This window comes from Leclercia sp. UBA1284 (assembly GCF_002308415.1).
GTDB lineage: Bacteria > Pseudomonadota > Gammaproteobacteria > Enterobacterales > Enterobacteriaceae > Enterobacter > Enterobacter pneumoniae.
Genome location: NZ_DBUS01000002.1, coordinates 94,146 through 114,942 on the forward strand (window position 1 = coordinate 94,146; position 20,797 = coordinate 114,942).

A 20,797-nucleotide genomic window follows, 5' to 3' on the forward strand; every position below is an offset into this window, starting at 1 on the left:
ATGGCAGGTTTAAAACTTCAGGCAGTAACCAAAAGCTGGGATGGCAAAACCCAGGTCATTCAGCCGCTCACGCTCGACGTAGCGGACGGCGAGTTTATCGTCATGGTCGGCCCGTCCGGCTGCGGCAAATCGACGCTGCTGCGGATGGTGGCGGGGCTGGAGCGCGTGACCTCCGGGGATATCTGGATCGACCGCCAGCGCGTCACCGAGATGGAGCCAAAAGATCGCGGCATTGCGATGGTGTTTCAGAACTACGCCCTCTATCCGCACATGAGCGTGGAAGAGAACATGGCCTGGGGGCTGAAAATCCGCGGCATGGGCAAAGGCCATATTGAGGAGCGCGTTAAAGAGGCGGCGCGCATTCTGGAGCTGGGCGGCCTGCTAAAGCGTCGCCCGCGTGAACTCTCCGGCGGCCAGCGTCAGCGCGTAGCGATGGGACGCGCCATCGTGCGCGATCCAGCGGTGTTCCTGTTCGATGAGCCCCTCTCTAACCTTGACGCCAAGCTGCGTGTGCAGATGCGTCTCGAGCTACAGCAACTGCATCGCCGGCTGAAAACTACCTCGTTATACGTGACCCACGATCAGGTGGAGGCCATGACCCTCGCCCAGCGGGTCATGGTAATGAACAAAGGGATTGCCGAGCAGATTGGCACGCCAGTGGAAGTGTACGAGAAGCCGGCCACCCGCTTTGTGGCGAGCTTTATCGGCAGCCCGGCGATGAACCTGCTGGAAGGGCGTATCAGCAGCGCGGGCACCCACTTTGAACTGGAAAGCGGGATGGCATTGCCCATCAACTGGTACTATCGTGGTTACGCCGGGCGTAAAATGACGCTCGGTATCCGCCCGGAACATATCGGTTTAACCTCTCAGGCGGACGGGGGCGTGCCGCTGGTGATGGACACGCTCGAGATGCTGGGGGCAGACAACCTGGCGCACGGACGGTGGGGCGAGCAAAAGCTGGTGGTGCGTCTGGCCCATCAGGAACGCCCTAAAGCAGGCAGCACGCTATGGCTGCATCTGCCGGAAAATCACCTGCATCTCTTTGATGGTGAAACAGGACAACGACTATGAGTAACTGGCCTTATCCCCACATCGTCGCCCACCGTGGCGGCGGTAAACTGGCTCCAGAAAACACCCTGGCGGCTATCGACACCGGCGCGCGTTTCGGCCATACGATGATCGAGTTTGACGCCAAGCTGTCAAAAGATGGTGAAATCTTTCTGCTGCACGACGATAACCTGGAGCGCACCAGCAACGGCTGGGGCGTAGCAGGGGAGTTGCCGTGGCGTGACCTGCTGAAAGTGGATGCCGGAAGCTGGTACAGCGGTGAATTCAAAGGCGAACCGCTGCCGCTGTTAGCGGAGGTGGCGGACCGTTGTCGTCAACACGGGATGATGGCCAATATTGAGATCAAACCCACGACCGGCACCGGGCCGCTCACGGGGAAAGTGATTGCCCTCGCCGCACGTCAACTGTGGGAAGGGATGACCGCACCGCTGCTATCGTCGTTTGATATTGACGCGCTCGAGGCGGCCCAGGCCGCCGTTCCGGAACTGCCGCGCGGAGTGCTGCTGGATGAATGGAGTGAAGACTGGCGCGCGTTAACGACCCGCCTGCAATGCGTGTCGATTCACTTAAACCACAAGCTGTTGGATGAAGCACGGGTTAAGGCGTTGAAAGAGGCGGGGCTGCATATCCTGGTGTATACCGTCAACAAACCCCAGCGTGCAGCCGAGCTGCTGCGCTGGGGAGTGGATTGCATCTGCACCGATGCCATTGACCAGATAGGCCCGAACTTTACGGCTGGTTAAGCAGGGTGCCATTCTGCTGCTGCGGCAACATATGCTGTTGCTGCATGCCGCTCTGACTGGTGGTGCTGTTGAGCATGCCGCCGCTGGTGTTGGGTAACGTCTGCACACCCGGCTGGCTTTGCTGGATCCTCTGCGTATTGTTATTCATCTGCGTTTGCAGCTGCTGTTGCTGAATGCGCGTCTGCGTCTGCAACTGCTGATTCAGCATCCCTTTCTGTTGCTGCTGTTGGTTCATCATCTGGGTCTGCATCCGTTGCTGGCTCGGATTCTGATAACCCGGCTGATTAGGGTTATTCAGCGTATTAATCGGCTGTGCCAGCACGGCAAAAGGCAATAACGTCGTCAGTAAAAGAAGTCGTTTCATTGTGATTTCCCCCTTCTGAGGTCTCCTCTAAGTTTACCTCTATTCCGTCACTACGATGATTTTTTAGGAGTTGTGAACCAGGCTTAAACGGGAATATGGGTCCCTTCACCTGGAGAACAACAATGATAAAACCAACGTTTTTACGCTGGGTAGCCATTGCTGCCCTGATGGCAGGCGGCACCTTTAGCGTGGCAGCCAATCCCCCCGCGGCGCCTCCCGTCTCTTACGGCGTAGAGGAGGATGTCTTCCATCCGGTGCGCGCGAAGCAGGGGATGGTCGCCTCGGTAGACGCGCTGGCAACGCAGGTGGGGGTCGATATCCTGAAGCAGGGCGGTAACGCCGTGGATGCGGCCGTCGCCGTGGGCTATGCGCTGGCGGTGACCCACCCGCAGGCGGGGAATCTGGGGGGCGGCGGCTTTATGATGCTGCGCACCAAAGACGGGAAAACGACCGCCATCGACTTCCGTGAAATGGCGCCGTCTCAGGCCACGCGCGATATGTTCCTGGACGATCAGGGCAATCCGGACAGTAAAAAATCGCTCACTTCACACCTTGCTACCGGCACGCCAGGCACCGTCGCGGGCTTTTCGCTGGCGCTGGAAAAATATGGCACCTTGCCGCTAAACAAAGTGGTACAGCCTGCCATTAAGCTCGCGCGTGATGGCTTTGTGGTGAATGACGCCCTGGCGGACGATCTCAAAACCTACGGCAGTGAAGTGATTCCGAATCATGAAAACAGCAAGGCCATTTTCTGGAAAGAGGGCGAGCCGCTGAAAAAGGGCGACAAGCTGGTGCAGACGAATCTCGCTAAAAGTCTGGAGTTGATTGCGGAAAACGGCCCGGACGCCTTCTACAAAGGGGCCATTGCCGACCAGATTGCCGACGAGATGCAGAAGCATAACGGACTTATCACCAAAGCGGATTTAGCGGAGTACAAAGCCGTTGAGCGCGAGCCGGTCAGCGGCGATTATCGCGGCTATCAGGTGTTCTCAATGCCGCCGCCTTCGTCCGGGGGGATCCATATCGTGCAGATCCTCAACATTCTCGAAAGTTTCGACATGCACAAATTTGGCTTCGGCAGCGCGGATGCGATGCAGGTAATGGCCGAGGCGGAGAAATACGCCTACGCTGACCGTTCGGAGTATCTCGGCGACCCCGATTTTGTGAAGGTGCCGTGGCAGGCGCTAACCAGTAAAGCCTATGCCAAATCCATTGCGGAGCAGATCGATATCAATAAGGCTAAACCTTCGAGCCAGATCCGTCCCGGCAAGCTCGCCCCTTATGAAAGTAACCAGACCACCCATTTCTCGGTGGTGGATAAAGAGGGCAATGCGGTGGCGGTGACCTACACGCTCAACACCACCTTCGGCACCGGCATCGTAGCGGGCAACAGCGGTATTCTGCTGAATAACGAGATGGATGACTTCTCGGCCAAACCTGGCGTGCCGAACGTCTATGGTCTGGTGGGCGGTGATGCGAATGCGGTGGGGCCGAAGAAACGCCCGCTCTCCTCTATGTCACCGACGATCGTGGTAAAAGACGGTAAGACCTGGCTGGTGACCGGCAGCCCTGGCGGCAGCCGCATTATTACCACCGTGCTGCAGATGGTGGTTAACAGTATCGATTTCGGGATGAACGTTGCCGAAGCGACCAACGCCCCGCGTTTCCATCACCAGTGGCTACCGGACGAGCTGCGCGTGGAGAAGGGCTTTAGCCCGGATACCCTGAAACTGCTGGAGCAGCGCGGGCAGAAAGTGGTGGTGAAAGAGGCGATGGGTAGCACTCAGAGCATCATGGTCGGGCCGGACGGCGAGTTGTATGGGGCATCGGATCCGCGTTCGGTAGATGATTTGACGGCGGGATATTGATGTTTTCCCCTCACCCTAACCCTCTCCCTAAGGGAGAGGGGATTGCCCGGTGCGGTCTGCACCTATAGGGAGAGTATTTGCCCGGTGCGGTCTTTTCCCCCTCGCCCCTTTGGGGAGAGGGCCGGGGTGAGGGGGGAGGCTTACTTCATCCGCGCCATATAATAGGCATCCACATACTCGCCGTTGCGCAGGGCAAATTTCTTGCCGGTCCCTTCAATTTCAAAACCGAAACTTTTATAGAGCGCGACGGCGGCGGGATTATCGGCAAACACCGTCAGTTCAATACGTTCAATGCGTAACCAGTTATCACACAGGTTAACCATCTCGCTCATCAGACGGCGACCTACACCCCGTCCCTGCATATCCGCGGCGACGCTGATGCCGAAGGTTGCAACATGACTACGGCGTGGATTTTCCATTACATCCAGTGCCATATGCCCCACCACGCGCTCTTCCAGACAGGCGACGAGATGGCGCCTGCCCGGCCTGGCGGCCACGCGTTCTTGCCACATCTCCAGAGAGGGGTGAGGAAGTTGTAGCGTATCTTGATACACCTCCGGATGCGTCATGATCTCGCGTAATGCGGCGGCATCGCTGGCTTCAATGTGGCGTATCACTATCTCACTCATTCCTTCTTCCTCTGTAGGTTAATGTCCTCTTTAACATCAGTGACTTTAAAATTTGAGTCAACCCACCTTTTTTGCAAAAAGTATTGGACAAGTGCGAATGAGAATGATTATTATTGCTCTGCATTCAGGAAGACCACTACGGGAACCTGAAAGCACGACATTGCTCACATTGCTTCCAGTATTACTTTAGCCAGCCGCGTGCTGGCTTTTTTTTGCCTGCGATTTTGCCTCAACCGCGTTTTCAGCCACCTCTGGCGTCAATCCCACCACGTTGGTCTTCTCAATCTTCAGGGGCATCACTTCCGCCTGGCCAGAGAAAGTACCGCCTTTTTTCACCGCCAGCGTGCGGTAGGTGAGGGTGCCGGTGACATGACCATTCTCGCAAATATCCACGATGTCGCAGGTGCACTGGCCGTTTACGCTGCCGTCAATGATCAGCTCACGGCAGCTAATATTCCCTTCAATCACGCCGCCACGCATCACCTTGATCAGGTTCTCTTTAGCATCAACATTGCCTTTCAGCGTGCCGTGAATATAGACGTGGCCGCCGGCCACGATATTTCCCTCAAAGCAGACGTCGCTGGCGATAACCGTGGTGGCCTGTTTCTCCGTCGCGGTCGGCTCTTTTTCACGAACTTCAACGGGGGCGGGACGGGAGATAACGGGCTGTTCGATCTCTTCGGATTTTTTCTTCTTAAACATACGATTAACCTGATTAGAAAAAGCGTGGATAGTGAAGTGGAGTAAGGAGAGCGCGCCGAATATCTGCGCCGGCAGGGTGGCTGATAAGGTCCAGCAAATCAGTGTGAGAAACCAGAAAACCAGCGCGATATTTAACGCGAAATAATTGCCAGCCATATGCGTAGCTACTCCCTTAGCGACCATGTGGTTTTGGCTAGTATTTATCGGGATTCGATCTCTCCAGGTCAAGCTGTTGCCTGCATTTTAGGAATGGACAAAGCCTGCTATTAGCCGCTCTGTTAACGCGTTTAAGCGCATGGGATCGTGAAAGGGTGAAGCGGTCTGATTAAATTCACCCGCGGGTTGCGCTATGGTTAAAGCAGTTTTCTGAATCAGGACAACATGATGACATTACATTGCGCCTTTATTGGCTTTGGTAAAAGCACCACCCGGTATCATCTGCCTTACGTTCTTAACCGGAAAGAGAGTTGGCATGTCGCCCATATCTTTCGCCGCAGCGCAAAGCCCGAAGAGCAGGCCCCGCAATATTCTCATATCCACTTCACCAGCGATCTCGATGAAGTGCTAACGGATCCGCAGGTCAAACTGGTGATTGTCTGCACCCATGCGGATAGCCACTTTGATTACGCGAAGCGTGCGCTGGAAGCGGGTAAAAACGTGCTGGTGGAAAAACCCTTCACCCCGACCATTGCGGAAGCAAAAGAGCTGTTCGCGCTGGCAAACAGCAAAGGGCTGACCGTCACGCCGTATCAGAACCGCCGCTTCGACAGCTGCTTCCTGACCGCGAAGAAGGCGATTGAGAGCGGCAAGCTGGGTGACATTGTCGAAATTGAAAGCCACTTCGATTACTACCGCCCGATCGTAGAGACCAAACCTGGCCTGCCGCAGGACGGCTCGTTTTACGGTCTGGGCGTACACACCATGGACCAGATCATCTCCCTGTTTGGCCGCCCGGATCATGTGGCCTATGACATCCGCAGCCTGCGCAACAAAGCCAACCCGGATGACACCTTCGAGGCTCAGCTGTTCTACGGTGACCTGAAAGCCATCGTCAAAACCAGCCATCTGGTGAAAATCGACTACCCGAAATTTATCGTGCACGGCACCCGGGGCTCGTTTATCAAATACGGCATCGACCAACAGGAGACCAGCCTGAAGGCCAATATCATGCCGGGCGAAGCGGGCTTTGCGGCGGATGACTCCGTAGGGGTGCTGGAGTATGTCAACGAGGCGGGCGAGACGGTAAAAGAGACGCTTGCGCCGGAAATCGGGGACTACGGTCGGGTCTACGATGCGCTGTATGACACCCTCAGCAATGGCGTGCCGAATTACGTCAAGGAAACTGAAGTTCTCACCAATCTTGAAATCCTGGAACGGGCCTTCGAGCAGGCATCACCCTCCACGGTAACCCTCGCCAAATAAGCAGTTCTGGCTCCTTTGTTCTTGTTCAATGATTTTGAACAGAGGAGTCAATTTTCACCCTCTATGATCCCAGGTCGATTGCGTCCACACTTACTCCATCGAAACGAACTGGGGTAAAAACAGATGATCTTCTTACGCAAAGCTAACGAACGTGGTCACGCAAATCATGGCTGGCTGGACTCATGGCACACCTTCTCGTTTGCCGATTATTATGACCCGAACTTTATGGGCTTCTCGGCACTGCGGGTGATTAACGATGACGTGATTGATGCAGGCCAGGGCTTCGGTACCCACCCGCATAAAGACATGGAGATCCTGACCTATGTGCTGGAAGGGGCGGTAGAGCATCAGGACAGCATGGGCAACAAAGAGCAGGTTCCGGCAGGTGAGTTCCAGATTATGAGCGCGGGTACCGGCGTGCGTCACTCGGAGTACAACCCGAGCAAAACAGACAAACTGCACCTGTATCAAATCTGGATCATTCCAGAAACAACCGGCATCACGCCACGCTATGAACAGCGCCGCTTTGATGCAGAGCAGGGCAAACAGCTGGTGCTCTCTCCGGATGCGCGTGACGGGTCTTTGAAAGTGCATCAGGATATGGAGCTGTACCGCTGGGCGCTGGCGAAAGACGAACAGTCTGTTCATCAGATTGCTGCTAACCGCCGCGTCTGGATCCAGGTGGTGAAAGGCGAAGTGTCTATCAACGGCACCAAAGCGACCACGGCCGATGGCCTGGCTATCTGGGATGAGCAGGCACTCTCTGTGCATGCCGACAGCGAAAGTGAAATCTTGCTGTTCGATCTGCCACCGGTATAAATAATTACTCAACCTTCCCTTTAAACGGGGAAGGTTGAGCTTTGTCCGTGATAAACTGAAGGAATCTTTCCCTACCGATTTCTCAGGACGATGAAAAAGAAACGCCCCGTACTTCAGGATGTCGCCGATCGCGTCGGTGTGACCAAAATGACGGTCAGCCGCTTTTTACGTAACCCGGAACAGGTTTCCGTGGCGTTGCGTGGCAAGATTGCCGCTGCTCTGGATGAACTGGGCTATATCCCCAATCGCGCACCCGATATTCTGTCGAATGCCACCAGCCGCGCGGTGGGTGTCCTGTTACCTTCCTTAACTAACCAGGTGTTTGCCGAAGTCTTACGCGGTATTGAAAGCGTGACGGATGCCTTTGGTTATCAGACCATGCTTGCGCACTATGGGTATAAACCGGAACTGGAAGAAGAGCGTCTTGAATCCATGCTTTCCTGGAACATCGACGGCCTGATTTTAACGGAACGTACTCACACTCCGCGTACCCTTAAAATGATTGAAGTGGCGGGTATCCCGGTGGTGGAGCTGATGGACAGCCAGTCGCCGTGTCTCGATATTGCCGTTGGCTTCGATAACTTTGAAGCGGCCCGGCAGATGACCGCAGCCATTATTGCCCGTGGTCATCGTCATGTCGCCTATCTTGGCGCACGTCTGGATGAACGTACTATCATCAAACAGAAGGGATATGAGCAGGCGATGCTCGATGCCGGTTTAACGCCCTACAGCGTGATGGTGGAACAATCATCCTCATACACGTCCGGTATTGAACTGATGCGTCAGGCACGTCGCGAGTATCCGCAGCTCGACGGTATCTTCTGCACGAACGATGACCTTGCGGTTGGCGCGGCCTTCGAATGCCAGCGCCTGGGGTTAAAAATTCCGCAAGATATGGCCATTGCCGGTTTCCACGGCCACGACATCGGCCAGGTGATGGAGCCGCGTCTGGCGAGCGTGCTAACACCGCGCGAGCGTATGGGCCGCATCGGTGCAGAACGTCTGCTGGCGCGTATTCGTGGGGAAGCGGTGACGCCGAAAATGTTAGATTTAGGTTTCACCTTGTCACCGGGTGGATCCATTTAGTGTGACAAATTTGAAGTAGCTCACACTTATTCATTTCTCGCACCTTTGGATATTGCTTCTCCATAGCCCCGGCAGGACAATGTTACCGATAACAGTTACCCGTAACAATTGACCGAGGGACTCCCTTTGAGCACGACTAACCACGATCACCACGTATACGTCCTGATGGGCGTTTCCGGTAGCGGTAAATCTGCGGTGGCCAGCGAAGTGGCGCATCAACTCCATGCTGCGTTTCTTGATGGTGACTTCCTCCATCCGCGCAGCAATATCACGAAAATGGCCGCCGGCGAGCCGCTGAACGACGACGATCGTAAGCCCTGGCTGCAGGCGCTGAATGACGCCGCCTTTGCCATGCAGCGCACCAATAAAGTGTCGCTGATTGTCTGCTCTGCGCTGAAAAAAACCTACCGCGACCTGTTGCGTGACGGTAACCCGAATCTCTCTTTCATCTATCTGAAGGGCGATTTTGCGGTGATTGAAAGCCGTCTGAAGGCGCGTAAAGGTCACTTCTTCAAAACCCAGATGCTGGTCACCCAGTTTGAAGCTCTGCAAGAGCCGGGTGCGGACGAGCAAGATGTATTAGTGGTTGATATCGATCAGCCGCTGGACGGTGTGGTAGCAAGCACCATCGAGGTTATTAATAAAAGGCAGTAAGTTTTGAGTACTTTAACGCTTGTTTTGACAGCAGTGGGCTCCGTTTTGCTGCTGCTGTTTTTGGTCATGAAAGCGCGTATGCACGCTTTCGTGGCATTGATGGTGGTGTCTATTGGTGCAGGTCTCTTTTCCGGTATGCCGCTCGACAAGATCGCAGCGACAATGGAAAAAGGGATGGGCGGCACGCTGGGCTTTCTGGCGATAGTGGTCGCACTGGGCGCGATGTTTGGCAAGATTCTGCATGAAACGGGCGCGGTCGATCAGATTGCCGTCAAGATGCTGAAATCGTTCGGCCATAGCCGCGCACATTATGCCATTGGCCTGGCCGGTCTGATTTGCGCCCTGCCGCTGTTCTTTGAAGTGGCCGTTGTGCTGCTGATAAGCGTGGCATTCTCCATGGCGCGCCATACCGGTACCAATCTTGTGAAGCTGGTCATTCCGCTGTTTGCGGGGGTGGCGGCAGCGGCGGCATTCCTGCTGCCTGGGCCCGCGCCGATGCTGTTGGCCTCGCAGATGCACGCTGACTTTGGCTGGATGATCCTGATTGGCCTCTGCGCCGCTATCCCGGGAATGATTATTGCTGGCCCGCTGTGGGGCAACTTCATTAGCCGCTACGTTGAACTTCATATTCCTGACGACATCACCGAGCCGCACCTGGGCGAAGGCAAAATGCCCTCCTTCGGCTTCAGCCTGGCGCTGATACTGCTGCCGCTGGTGCTGGTGGGCCTGAAGACCATCGCCGCACGTTTCGTGCCGGAAGGCTCTACCGCCTACGAGTGGTTCGAGTTTATCGGCCACCCGTTCACGGCGATCCTGGTAGCGTGTCTGGTGGCAATTTACGGCCTGGCGATGCGTCAGGGCATGCCGAAAGACAGGGTGATGGGGATCTGCGGCGCGGCGCTGCAACCTGCGGGGATTATCCTGCTGGTGATCGGTGCCGGTGGGGTGTTCAAGCAGGTACTGGTGGATTCCGGCGTCGGCCCCGCGCTCGGTGAGGCGTTAACCGGCATGGGGCTGCCGATTGCGGTGACCTGCTTCGTGCTGGCGGCAGCGGTACGTATCATTCAGGGCTCTGCTACCGTGGCGTGTTTAACCGCCGTGGGGCTGGTGATGCCGGTGATTGAACAGCTGAACTACTCCGGTGCGCAGATGGCGGCGCTCTCTATCTGTATCGCGGGTGGGTCAATTGTGGTTTCACACGTGAATGATGCCGGCTTCTGGCTGTTCGGTAAATTTACCGGCGCCACCGAAGCGCAAACCCTGAAGACCTGGACGCTGATGGAGACGATTCTCGGCACCACAGGCGCGATTGTCGGGATGATTGCGTTTTCACTGCTGAGCTGACCCTTGTTTTCCCCCTCTCCCTGTGGGAGAGGGTATCCAACCGCCGGGCTGACTCTGGTTTTCCCCCTCTCCCTGTGGGAGAGGGCCGGGGTGAGGGCATCAGGCCGCAGAGGTGCTATTTTGTCAGGCGGCAGCTTCGCCATACCCGACCCGAACCCCCCCAAAAAAACCGCAGCCCCGGTAGCGCAAGCTTCTACAGCAGTACGGCACCGTTCTCCGTGCGCAGCCAGCGCGGCGCCTCCAGCGGCAGGTCATCCACCGTCAGACTTGCTTTCAAATGTTCCGGCACAGGATCAAGCAGCATGGGCTGGAGCAGAGTAAGGCAGGCTGCGAGCCGCCCACACAGCGCCATCTTTTGTGCCGGGTCTTCACACTCAACCAGCACATCTACGAATCGCTCGCAGTTGTCTGCCAGGTCGGTGAAATCGGTGGTGTGATCGAACGCAGTTGTGAATAAAGCGTGAGAAAAGCCTGGGGTAGTAGTCATAAGACAGCCTCTGATGAGTTGAATGGGCCGCCAAAAGAGGGACCAACCTCACTGGTGGCGGACTGAACGGCGTTGGTCCTACCGGCCTCATCAGCTACCGGCGCGCCTTATGGCGCCACCGTCCAGCCCACCATTGAGGTGTAACTGGCCACGCGATAAAAACGTTATTTATCACGGATGAGGATAACAGGGGACCAACCCTGACGCCTGATTTTGCAGGCGTGGCGAGACGATACTGCTTTGCTGAACGGGTGGCAAGAGAGGCTCTGGAAGGCGGCTCGCAAAACGCAGGATTATTTTTGATGGTGCGGTCTGTTGCCCTCACCCCAGCCCTCTCCCTCTGGGAGAGGGGGCAATAGTGCGGTCTGTAGCCCTCACCCCAGCCCTCTCCCAGAGGGAGAAGGAGCAATAGTGCGGTCTGTTGCCCTCACCCCAGCCCTCTCCCAGAGGGAGAGGGGGCAATAGTGCGGTCTGGTGCCCTCACACCAGCCCTCTCCCAGAGGGAGAGGGGGCAACAGTGCGGTCTGGTGCCCTCACCCAAGCCCTCTCCCACAGGGAGAGGGAGCACACATTCTAGCCCTTCATCCACGCCCGGATCCCGTCGAGGAACATCTGGGTTGCCATCATTACCAGGATCAACCCCATCAGGCGCTCCAGAGCATTTACCCCTTTCTCGCCCAGCAGACGCAAAAACAGCGACGACTGCAGCAGAATAATAAAGGTGCCGCCCCAGGCAATCAGCAGGGCAATCACCAGGTGGCTCATCTGATTTGGGTATTGATGCGACAGCAGCATCAGCGTGGCCAGAATGGTCGGGCCGGCCACCAGCGGGATGGCCAGCGGTACGATAAATGGCTCCTCACCGGCAGGCAGACCACTGCTGCTGCCTTCCGCGCTCGGGAAAATCATCTTGATAGCAATCAGGAACAGAATAATTCCGCCGGAAATAGAGACGGTCTCGGCGCGCAAGTTAAGGAAGGCGAGGATCTTTTCCCCGGCAAACAGGAAGATAAACATCACCAGCAGCGCGATGAGCAGCTCGCGGATCATGATCGCCCGCCGGCGCTTCGGCTCGGTGTGTTTCAGCACCGACATAAAGATGGGCAAGTTCCCCAGGGGGTCCATAATCAGGATTAAAAGAACCGCCGCGGAAATTATTTCAGTCATTATTATTTATCCCCTGAATCCCTATGGTTATTATCGTAATAAGTGGTATTACTGATTGCAGCGCAATCATCGATTAATTTCGCTTGCGACTTTGGCTGCATTTTGTAATGTGAAGGCTGGAGCCAGTTGGAATCTGGTTCGGCACACTCAGCACACACCTCTGCAGGAAAAATACGCTATGAAAAACGTTGGTTTCATCGGCTGGCGCGGTATGGTCGGCTCTGTACTCATGCAACGCATGGTTGAAGAGCGCGACTTTGACGCCATCCGCCCGGTCTTCTTCTCAACTTCCCAGCTCGGCCAGGCTGCGCCTTCTTTCGGCGGTAGCACTGGTACGTTGCAGGATGCTTTCGATCTGGAAGCGCTGAAGGCACTCGACATTATAGTCACCTGCCAGGGCGGCGATTATACCAACGAAATCTATCCAAAGCTGCGTGAAAGCGGCTGGCAGGGCTACTGGATTGATGCAGCCTCTTCACTGCGCATGAAAGATGACGCCATCATCATTCTCGACCCGGTCAACCAGGATGTTATCACCGACGGCCTGAACAAAGGGGTGAAAACCTTTGTTGGCGGGAACTGCACCGTTAGCCTGATGCTGATGTCGCTGGGCGGCCTGTTCGCACAGGACCTGGTGGAGTGGGTTTCCGTGGCAACTTATCAGGCAGCCTCCGGCGGCGGGGCGCGTCACATGCGTGAACTGCTGGCGCAGATGGGCCAGCTACATCATCACGTGGCAGACGAGCTGGCGAATCCGGCATCGGCCATTCTGGATATCGAACGTAAAGTGACTCAGCTCTCCCGCAGTGGCGAGCTGCCGGTTGATAACTTCGGCGTACCGCTGGCGGGTAGCCTGATTCCGTGGATCGACAAACAGCTCGACAACGGCCAGAGCCGTGAAGAGTGGAAAGGCCAGGCTGAGACCAACAAAATTCTCAATACCGCTTCCGCGATCCCGGTCGATGGCCTCTGCGTGCGCGTTGGCGCGCTGCGCTGCCACAGCCAGGCATTCACCCTTAAACTGAAAAAAGATGTGTCTATTCCGACCGTGGAAGAGCTGCTGGCTGCGCACAATCCGTGGGCAAAAGTTGTGCCAAACGATCGCGACATCACGATGCGCGAACTGACCCCGGCGGCGGTCACCGGCACGCTCTCTACCCCGGTAGGGCGCCTGCGTAAACTCAATATGGGGCCGGAGTATCTCTCTGCCTTCACCGTTGGCGACCAACTGCTGTGGGGGGCCGCCGAGCCGCTTCGCAGGATGCTTCGCCAGCTGGCGTAATAATTTGTTAAATCTCAGGGGTGCTTAGACACCCCTTTTTTTGCGTAATACACGGAGTAAAACGCAGATGAGTCATTATTTATCGGGAGTCATATAAAGCGTTGGCTATGCTTTAAGTTGGATGCGTGGCATCCAGCCTGGAGGATGGGTGGAACAGAGAGGATGCACAATGTGCTGTTCCATTCAGGTCACAATAAGGTCGAACCCTTAGCACGCCAGGGCCGACAACAAAAAAAACAGGATGAACACCATGTCCGTTCGTATTGATAGAGACGTGATTAATGCGCTTATTACGGGTCATTTTGCGGACCCCTTTTCTGTACTTGGCATGCACCGTACAGAGGCCGGACTGGAAGTCCGCGCGCTGTTACCTGACGCGACGGAAGTCTGGGTCATCGAACCCAAAACGGGCCGCAAAGTGGGCAAACTGGAGTGCCTTGACTCACGTGGTTTCTTCTCGGGCATTATGCCCCGCCGTAAAAATCCCTTCCGCTACCAGCTTGCCGTACTCTGGCATGGTCAGCAAAACCTGATTGACGATCCTTACAGCTTCGGCCCGCTTCTGCAGGAGATGGATGCCTGGCTCCTCTCTGAAGGTACGCACCTGCGTCCTTATGAAACCCTGGGTGCCCATGCCGATACGATGGACGGCATCACCGGTACCCGATTCAGCGTCTGGGCGCCTAATGCGCGTCGTGTTTCGGTCGTGGGTCAGTTCAACTACTGGGATGGCCGCCGCCACCCGATGCGCCTGCGCCGTGAAACCGGTATTTGGGAGCTGTTTATCCCCGGCGCGCACACCGGACAACTGTATAAATTTGAGCTGGTCGATGCCCACGGACAGCTGCGCATTAAAGCGGATCCCTATGCCTTTGAGGCGCAGATGCGTCCGGATACGGCCTCGATGATCTGCGGCCTGCCAGAGAAGATCGCCATGAGCGAAGCGCGCGTCAAGGCCAACCAGTTCGATCAGCCCATTTCCATTTATGAAGTGCATCTCGGCTCCTGGCGCCGTCATACGGACAACAATTTTTGGCTGAGCTATCGTGAGCTGGCTGACCAACTGGTCCCCTATGCGAAGTGGATGGGCTTTACCCATCTGGAACTGCTCCCGATTAACGAACACCCCTTCGATGGAAGCTGGGGCTATCAGCCCACTGGACTCTATGCCCCGACCCGCCGCTTCGGGACCCGTGACGACTTCCGCTACTTCATCGACGCCGCGCATGCGGCCGGTCTGAACGTGATTCTGGACTGGGTGCCAGGCCACTTCCCGTCGGATGACTTTAGTCTCTCTGAGTTCGACGGCACCAACCTGTATGAGCACAGCGATCCGCGCGAAGGTTATCATCAGGACTGGAATACCCTGATTTACAACTATGGCCGTCGTGAAGTGACCAACTATCTGGTGGGTAACGCTCTTTACTGGATTGAACGCTTTGGCATCGACGCTCTGCGCGTGGATGCGGTGGCATCCATGATCTATCGCGACTATAGCCGTAAAGAGGGAGAGTGGATCCCGAATGAGTTCGGCGGGCGCGAAAACCTGGAGGCCATAGACTTCCTGCGCAGCACGAACCGTATTCTCGGCGAGCAGGTACCTGGCGCGGTAACCATGGCCGAGGAGTCTACCGATTTCCCAGGCGTCTCTCGTCCACCGTCAATGGGGGGGCTGGGCTTCTGGTATAAGTGGAACCTTGGCTGGATGCACGACACGCTGGATTATATGAAGCTGGATCCGGTGCATCGTCAGTATCACCACGACAAACTCACCTTTGGCATGCTCTATAACGGCACCGAGAACTTCGTTCTGCCGCTCTCACACGATGAAGTCGTGCATGGCAAAAAATCGATCCTTGATCGGATGCCGGGCGATGCGTGGCAGAAGTTCGCCAATCTGCGCGCCTACTACGGCTGGATGTTCGCCTTCCCGGGTAAAAAGCTGCTGTTCATGGGGAATGAATTCGCCCAGGGACGAGAGTGGAACCACGACGCCAGCCTTGACTGGCATCTGCTGGAAGGGGGCGACAACTGGCACCACGGCGTACAGCGCCTCGTGCGCGACCTTAACCTGACCTACCGTTACCACAAAGCACTGCATGAACTGGATTTCGACACCTACGGCTTCGAGTGGCTGGTGGTGGACGATCACGAGCGCTCAATCTTCGTCTTTGTGCGTCGTGATAAAGCCGGGAATGAGATTATCGTTGCCAGTAACTTCACCCCGGTGCCGCGCCATAATTATCGGTTTGGCATCAACCAGCCGGGCAAGTGGCGTGAAATACTCAACACCGACTCTGTGCACTACCACGGCAGCAATGCCGGAAACGGTGGGCTGGTGCAAAGCGATGAGCACGAAAGCCACGGTCGTTCTCACTCCCTCAGCGTGACGCTGCCGCCATTGTCTACCATCTGGCTGGTCAGGGAGGGTGAATGACCCAGCTCAGCGCAGGCCAGGCCGAACCGCTCGGCGCAAGCTTTGACGGTAAGGGGGTAAATTTTACCCTTTTCTCCGCTCATGCGGAGCGGGTCGAACTCTGCGTGTTTGATCCCCACGGGAATGAGCAACGATTCGATCTCCCTGGCCGTACCGGTGAGGTCTGGCACGGCTACCTCGACGGCGTCAAACCGGGTCTGCGTTATGGCTATCGGGTGCATGGCCCCTGGGATCCGGCTAACGGACACCGCTTTAACCCGGCGAAACTGTTGCTCGACCCTTATGCCCTTCAGGTGGAGGGCGAGCTGCGGGATACCGGTCTGCTGTGCGGCGGTCTGGATCAACCCGATAGCCGCGACAGTGCGCCCGCCGCGCCCAAAGGGGTAGTGATCGCCGACCGTTACGACTGGGAAGACGATTCACCTCCCGCGACGCCCTGGGGCAAGACGGTCATTTATGAAGCCCACGTCAAAGGGCTTACCTTCAAACATCCGGCCATTCCGGCGGAGATGCGCGGCACCTATAAAGCGCTCGGCCATCCGGCCATGATTCGCTATTTCAAACATCTGGGCATTACGGCGCTGGAACTGTTGCCTGTCGCCCATTACGCCTACGAGCCGCGTCTGCAACGGCTGGGGTTAAGCAACTACTGGGGCTACAACCCCATGGCAATGTTTGCCCTCAGCCCGCGCTATGCTGCGCATCCCGATCAAGCCCGGGATGAGTTTCGCGATGCGGTTAAAGCGCTACATGCGGCGGGAATCGAGGTCATCCTCGACGTGGTATTGAACCACAGCGCGGAGCTGGATTATGAGGGACCGACGTTCTCCCTGCGCGGAATTGATAACCGTAGCTATTATTGGATCAGAGAGGATGGCGATTATCACAACTGGACCGGATGCGGTAACACGCTGAATCTTAGCCACCCGGCAGTCATGCAGTATGCGTATGCGTGCCTGAAATACTGGGTCGAGACCTTCCATGTGGACGGTTTTCGTTTTGATTTAGCCTCCGTTATCGGACGCACGCCGACGTTTAGCCAGCAGGCGCCGTTGTTTGAGGCTATAAAAAATTGTCCGCTGCTCTCTCGCGTCAAGCTGATAGCCGAGCCATGGGACATTGGTGAAGGGGGTTATCAGGTGGGAAATTTCCCGCCCCCCTTTGCCGAGTGGAATGACCACTTTCGCGATGCAGCCCGCCGGTTCTGGCTCACGCGTAACCTGTCGCTCGGTGACGTAGCCGGACGATTTGCCGCCTCCAGCGATCTGTTTAAACGCAGCGGGCGGTTGCCGTCGGCCTCGATCAACCTGGTCACGGCGCATGACGGTTTTACCCTGCGTGATTGCGTCTGTTATGACCAAAAACATAACGAGGCCAACGGCGAAGAGAATCGCGACGGAACCAACAATAACCATAGCTTTAATCATGGTATAGAAGGTTTAGGGGGCAGTCAGGATGTGATTGAGCGTCGGCGGGCCAGCGTGCATGCGCTACTGACCACGCTACTGCTTTCGCAAGGTACACCGATGCTGCTGGCCGGAGATGAACACGGCCACAGCCAGCATGGCAACAACAATGCATATTGCCAGGATAACGAACTCACCTGGCTTGCCTGGGACGAGGCAAATACCGGGCTAACCAACTTCGCTGCTGCGCTGATTCACCTGCGCCAGCAAATCCCGGCACTCACGGCCGATCGGTGGTGGGAAGAGGGTGACGGCAACGTTCGTTGGCTCAATAGCAAAGCGCAACCTTTAAGTGCGCAAGAGTGGCAGTGGGGCGTTCCACGTCTGCAGATCCTGCTTTCAGAGCGATGGCTGATTACGCTAAACGCGACCACTGAAGTAGCAGAAATGGTTTTACCTGATGGGGAGTGGCGAGCTATTCCCCCCTTTGCCGGTGAGGACAACCCGGTGGTGATGGCCGTCTGGCATGGGCCTGCGCACGGAGTGTGCGTATTCCAGAAATGATAAAAAAGGAGTTAGTCATGGTTAGGTTAGATAAGAACGATCCATTAATGCTAGCGCGTCAACTGCCATTAAAATCTGTAGCCCTGATTCTTGCTGGTGGTCGCGGTACCCGTTTAAAAGATTTAACAATCACGCGTGCCAAACCCGCCGTCCACTTTGGCGGCAAGTTCCGTATTATCGACTTTGCACTTTCAAACTGCCTTAACTCAGGTATTCGCCGTATTGGCGTGATCACTCAGTACCAGTCCCACACGCTGGTGCAACATATTCAGCGCGGCTGGTCGTTCTTCAGTGAGGAGATGAACGAGTTTGTCGATCTGTTGCCTGCCCAGCAACGTGTGCATGGTGAAAACTGGTACCGCGGTACAGCGGATGCGGTCACCCAGAACCTGGATATCATTCGTCGCTACGATGCGGAGTATGTGGTGATCCTCGCCGGGGACCACATCTACAAGCAAGACTACTCGCGCATGCTCATCGATCACGTTGAAAAGGGTGCACGTTGCACCGTGGCGTGCTTGCCGGTGCCCATTGCCGAGGCAACCGCCTTTGGCGTTATGGCCGTGGATGAACACGACAAAGTGATCGATTTTGTCGAGAAACCTGCCAATCCGCCCGCCATGCCCGGTAACCCCGATCGTTCCCTGGCCAGTATGGGCATCTACGTCTTTGACGCCGACTACCTCTACCAGCTGCTGGAAGAGGACGACAATGACGAGCAGTCCAGCCATGACTTTGGGAAGGACATTATTCCGAAGGTCACGAAATCTGGCATGGCCTATGCACATCCTTTCCCGCTCTCCTGCGTTCAGTCCGATCCGGCCTCAGAGCCTTACTGGCGCGATGTGGGAACGCTGGAAGCCTACTGGAAGGCGAACCTGGATCTGGCCTCCGTTACGCCGGAGCTGGATATGTACGACCAGAACTGGCCGATCCGCACCCATATGGAGTCGCTGCCGCCCGCGAAGTTTGTGCAGGACCGTTCCGGTAGCCACGGTATGACGCTGAACTCGCTGGTTTCTGGCGGCTGTATTATTTCCGGCTCCGTGGTGGTGCAGTCCGTTCTCTTCCCGCGAGTACGGGTGAACTCATTCTGTAATATCGATTCGGCGGTACTGCTGCCGGATGTGTGGGTAGGGCGCTCATGCCGTTTGCGCCGCTGTGTTATAGACCGTGCCTGCGTCATTCCGGAAGGGATGGTGATTGGTGAGAACGCGGAAGAGGACGCGCGTCGTTTCTACCGCTCAGAAGAAGGCATTGTATTGGTTACGCGTGAAATGCTGCGCAAACTGCAGGTCAAACAGGAGCGATAATGCAGGTCTTACATGTATGTTCGGAGATGTTCCCATTATTGAAAACGGGCGGGCTGGCGGATGTTATTGGTGCTTTACCGGCTGCGCAAATTGCCGGTGGTGTTGATACGCGCGTGCTGCTGCCCGCTTTTCCAGACATCCGTCGCGGCATACCTGATGCACAGGTGGTGAGCCGCCGGGAGACGTTTGCCGGGCGTATCACACTGCTGTTCGGGCATTACAACGGCGTGGGTATCTATCTGATTGATGCGCCACACCTGTATGACCGACCTGGAAGCCCGTATCACGACACTAACTTATTTGCCTATACCGACAACGTGCTGCGTTTTGCGCTGCTGGGTTGGGTAGGCTGTGAAATGGCCTGCGGCCTGGATCCTTTCTGGCACCCGGATGTGGTTCATGCGCACGACTGGCATGCCGGGCTAGCGCCTGCCTATCTGGCGGCGCGAGGGCGTCCGGCAAAGTCGGTGTTTACGGTACACAACCTGGCTTATCAGGGCATGTTTTATGCGCAGCACATGGATGACATCGAACTGCCATGGTCATTCTTTAACATGCACGGGCTGGAGTTCAACGGCCAGATCTCTTTCCTGAAGGCCGGCCTCTATTACGCCGATCACATTACGGCGGTGAGTCCGACCTACGCGCGGGAAATTACCGAAGCGCAGTTTGGCTACGGTATGGAAGGATTGCTGACCCAGCGCCACCGTGAAGGGCGCTTATCGGGCATTCTTAACGGCGTGGATGAGAAGATCTGGAGTCCGGAAACAGACCTGCTGCTGGCCTCGCGCTACAACCGGGATTCGGTTGAAGATAAGGCCGAAAACAAGCGCCAGCTGCAGATAGCAATGGGGCTGAAGGTTAACGACAAAGTCCCGCTGTTCGCGGTCGTCAGCCGTCTGACCAGCCAGAAAGGGTTGGATCTGGTGCTGGAAGCCTTGCCAGGCCTGCTGGAGCAAGGCGGGCAACTGGCGCTACTGGGGGCGGGCGATCCGGTGTTGCAGGAGGGCTTCCTGGCCGCTGCGGCAGAGCATCCGGGGCAGGTAGGGGTTCAGATTGGTTATCACGAAGCCTTCTCGCATCGCATTATGGGCGGTGCGGACGTGATTCTGGTGCCGAGTCGTTTCGAGCCCTGCGGCCTGACTCAGCTGTATGGTCTGAAATACGGCACCTTGCCGCTGGTGCGTCGCACCGGGGGGCTGGCGGATACGGTATCCGACACCTCGCTGGAGAACCTGGCGGACGGCATCGCCACCGGTTTTGCGTTTGAAGACAGTAATGCCTGGTCGCTGTTGCGTGCGATCCGCCGTGCTTTCGTGTTGTGGTCTCGTCCTTCTCTCTGGCGTTTTGTGCAGCGTCAGGCGATGGCGATGGATTTTAGCTGGCAAGTTGCGGCGCAGTCTTACCGCGATCTTTATCAACGCTTGATATAACAACGCTGG

The 20,797-nt window shown here is 56.4% G+C and carries 17 protein-coding genes and 1 pseudogene; 13 read left to right on the forward strand and 5 right to left on the reverse strand.

Features of this window, described 5'->3' with window-relative positions:
* On the forward strand, positions 1-1,071 hold the full coding sequence (locus B3511_RS00890) for a sn-glycerol-3-phosphate import ATP-binding protein UgpC (protein ID WP_286758431.1): 1,071 nt from the start codon (positions 1-3) through the stop codon (positions 1,069-1,071).
* Positions 1,068-1,811 (forward strand): glycerophosphodiester phosphodiesterase, encoded by a 744-nt coding sequence (gene ugpQ / locus B3511_RS00895; protein WP_286758432.1) that lies wholly within the window; start codon positions 1,068-1,070, stop codon positions 1,809-1,811. Before B3511_RS00890 ends, ugpQ begins: the two co-directional genes overlap by 4 nt.
* On the opposite strand, the gene B3511_RS00900 is transcribed toward ugpQ, so the two are convergent.
* Entirely contained in the window at positions 1,798-2,175 is a 378-nt protein-coding gene (locus tag B3511_RS00900) for a DUF2756 family protein (protein ID WP_040078248.1), read from the reverse strand. The genes ugpQ and B3511_RS00900 overlap by 14 nt on opposite strands.
* Positions 2,176-2,297: 122 nt before the next feature.
* On the opposite strand from B3511_RS00900, the gene ggt reads away from it, so the two are divergent.
* Positions 2,298-4,043: a gamma-glutamyltransferase gene (gene ggt / locus B3511_RS00905; RefSeq protein WP_212478399.1), complete on the forward strand. Its 1,746-nt coding sequence runs from the start codon at positions 2,298-2,300 to the stop codon at positions 4,041-4,043.
* 140 nt (positions 4,044-4,183) lie between these two features.
* On the opposite strand, the gene yhhY is transcribed toward ggt, so the two are convergent.
* Positions 4,184-4,672: an N-acetyltransferase gene (gene yhhY / locus B3511_RS00910; protein WP_046886781.1), complete on the reverse strand. Its 489-nt coding sequence runs from the start codon at positions 4,670-4,672 to the stop codon at positions 4,184-4,186.
* A 186-nt stretch (positions 4,673-4,858) separates the two neighbouring features.
* A complete protein-coding gene (locus B3511_RS00915; protein WP_040078251.1) occupies positions 4,859-5,530 on the reverse strand; it encodes a bactofilin family protein in 672 nt (223 codons plus the stop codon).
* A 228-nt stretch (positions 5,531-5,758) separates the two neighbouring features.
* On the opposite strand from B3511_RS00915, the gene B3511_RS00920 reads away from it, so the two are divergent.
* The 5 genes from B3511_RS00920 to gntU all read left to right on the forward strand — a co-directional run bounded on the left by B3511_RS00920 (position 5,759) and on the right by gntU (position 10,699).
* Positions 5,759-6,796, forward strand: a complete 1,038-nt coding sequence (locus B3511_RS00920) for an oxidoreductase (RefSeq protein WP_286767816.1) — start codon at positions 5,759-5,761, stop codon at positions 6,794-6,796.
* A gap of 123 nt (positions 6,797-6,919) precedes the next feature.
* On the forward strand, positions 6,920-7,615 hold the full coding sequence (locus B3511_RS00925) for a pirin family protein (protein WP_040078253.1): 696 nt from the start codon (positions 6,920-6,922) through the stop codon (positions 7,613-7,615).
* 90 nt (positions 7,616-7,705) lie between these two features.
* On the forward strand, positions 7,706-8,701 hold the full coding sequence (gene gntR / locus B3511_RS00930) for a gluconate operon transcriptional repressor GntR (protein ID WP_040078254.1): 996 nt from the start codon (positions 7,706-7,708) through the stop codon (positions 8,699-8,701).
* Between the two features lie 126 nt (positions 8,702-8,827).
* Positions 8,828-9,355: a gluconokinase gene (gene gntK, locus B3511_RS00935; RefSeq protein ID WP_040078255.1), complete on the forward strand. Its 528-nt coding sequence runs from the start codon at positions 8,828-8,830 to the stop codon at positions 9,353-9,355.
* 3 nt (positions 9,356-9,358) lie between these two features.
* Positions 9,359-10,699: a gluconate transporter gene (gene gntU / locus B3511_RS00940; RefSeq protein WP_286758433.1), complete on the forward strand. Its 1,341-nt coding sequence runs from the start codon at positions 9,359-9,361 to the stop codon at positions 10,697-10,699.
* A 232-nt stretch (positions 10,700-10,931) separates the two neighbouring features.
* On the opposite strand, the pseudogene B3511_RS00945 reads toward gntU, so the two are convergent.
* Positions 10,932-11,186: pseudogene (locus B3511_RS00945) on the reverse strand (hypothetical protein); the annotation flags it as partial.
* A gap of 573 nt (positions 11,187-11,759) precedes the next feature.
* Entirely contained in the window at positions 11,760-12,353 is a 594-nt protein-coding gene (gene yhgN / locus B3511_RS00950; RefSeq protein WP_015960802.1) for an NAAT family transporter YhgN, read from the reverse strand.
* Between the two features lie 178 nt (positions 12,354-12,531).
* Between yhgN and asd the strand changes: the two genes are divergently transcribed.
* From asd to glgA, 5 genes are all read left to right on the forward strand, one after another.
* Positions 12,532-13,635 (forward strand): aspartate-semialdehyde dehydrogenase, encoded by a 1,104-nt coding sequence (gene asd / locus B3511_RS00955; RefSeq protein ID WP_233802596.1) that lies wholly within the window; start codon positions 12,532-12,534, stop codon positions 13,633-13,635.
* Between the two features lie 250 nt (positions 13,636-13,885).
* Complete coding sequence (gene glgB, locus B3511_RS00960) at positions 13,886-16,072, forward strand: 1,4-alpha-glucan branching enzyme (RefSeq protein WP_040078260.1); 2,187 nt, start codon at positions 13,886-13,888, stop codon at positions 16,070-16,072.
* Complete coding sequence (gene glgX / locus B3511_RS00965) at positions 16,069-18,042, forward strand: glycogen debranching protein GlgX (RefSeq protein ID WP_286758435.1); 1,974 nt, start codon at positions 16,069-16,071, stop codon at positions 18,040-18,042. The genes glgB and glgX overlap by 4 nt, the downstream gene beginning before the upstream one ends.
* A gap of 17 nt (positions 18,043-18,059) precedes the next feature.
* The gene (gene glgC, locus B3511_RS00970) at positions 18,060-19,355 is read left to right on the forward strand and encodes a glucose-1-phosphate adenylyltransferase (RefSeq protein ID WP_040078263.1); all 1,296 of its coding nucleotides are present in this window, start codon (positions 18,060-18,062) and stop codon (positions 19,353-19,355) included.
* Entirely contained in the window at positions 19,355-20,788 is a 1,434-nt protein-coding gene (gene glgA, locus B3511_RS00975; protein ID WP_046886776.1) for a glycogen synthase GlgA, read from the forward strand. Before glgC ends, glgA begins: the two co-directional genes overlap by 1 nt.
* The last annotated feature ends 9 nt before the right edge of the window (positions 20,789-20,797 follow it).

Bases quoted from the DNA above. Each gene is read 5' to 3' on its own strand.
- glgB (WP_040078260.1), top strand. From the start codon at position 13,886: ATGTCCGTTCGTATTGATAGAGACGTGATTAATGCGCTTATTACGGGT.
- B3511_RS00900 (WP_040078248.1), bottom strand. From the start codon at position 2,175: ATGAAACGACTTCTTTTACTGACGACGTTATTGCCTTTTGCCGTGCTG.
- glgX (WP_286758435.1), top strand. From the start codon at position 16,069: ATGACCCAGCTCAGCGCAGGCCAGGCCGAACCGCTCGGCGCAAGCTTT.
- ugpQ (WP_286758432.1), top strand. From the start codon at position 1,068: ATGAGTAACTGGCCTTATCCCCACATCGTCGCCCACCGTGGCGGCGGT.
- gntR (WP_040078254.1), top strand. From the start codon at position 7,706: ATGAAAAAGAAACGCCCCGTACTTCAGGATGTCGCCGATCGCGTCGGT.
- B3511_RS00920 (WP_286767816.1), top strand. From the start codon at position 5,759: ATGACATTACATTGCGCCTTTATTGGCTTTGGTAAAAGCACCACCCGG.
- yhhY (WP_046886781.1), bottom strand. From the start codon at position 4,672: ATGAGTGAGATAGTGATACGCCACATTGAAGCCAGCGATGCCGCCGCA.
- B3511_RS00925 (WP_040078253.1), top strand. From the start codon at position 6,920: ATGATCTTCTTACGCAAAGCTAACGAACGTGGTCACGCAAATCATGGC.
- glgC (WP_040078263.1), top strand. From the start codon at position 18,060: ATGGTTAGGTTAGATAAGAACGATCCATTAATGCTAGCGCGTCAACTG.
- ggt (WP_212478399.1), top strand. From the start codon at position 2,298: ATGATAAAACCAACGTTTTTACGCTGGGTAGCCATTGCTGCCCTGATG.
- yhgN (WP_015960802.1), bottom strand. From the start codon at position 12,353: ATGACTGAAATAATTTCCGCGGCGGTTCTTTTAATCCTGATTATGGAC.
- B3511_RS00890 (WP_286758431.1), top strand. From the start codon at position 1: ATGGCAGGTTTAAAACTTCAGGCAGTAACCAAAAGCTGGGATGGCAAA.
- glgA (WP_046886776.1), top strand. From the start codon at position 19,355: ATGCAGGTCTTACATGTATGTTCGGAGATGTTCCCATTATTGAAAACG.
- asd (WP_233802596.1), top strand. From the start codon at position 12,532: ATGAAAAACGTTGGTTTCATCGGCTGGCGCGGTATGGTCGGCTCTGTA.
- B3511_RS00915 (WP_040078251.1), bottom strand. From the start codon at position 5,530: ATGGCTGGCAATTATTTCGCGTTAAATATCGCGCTGGTTTTCTGGTTT.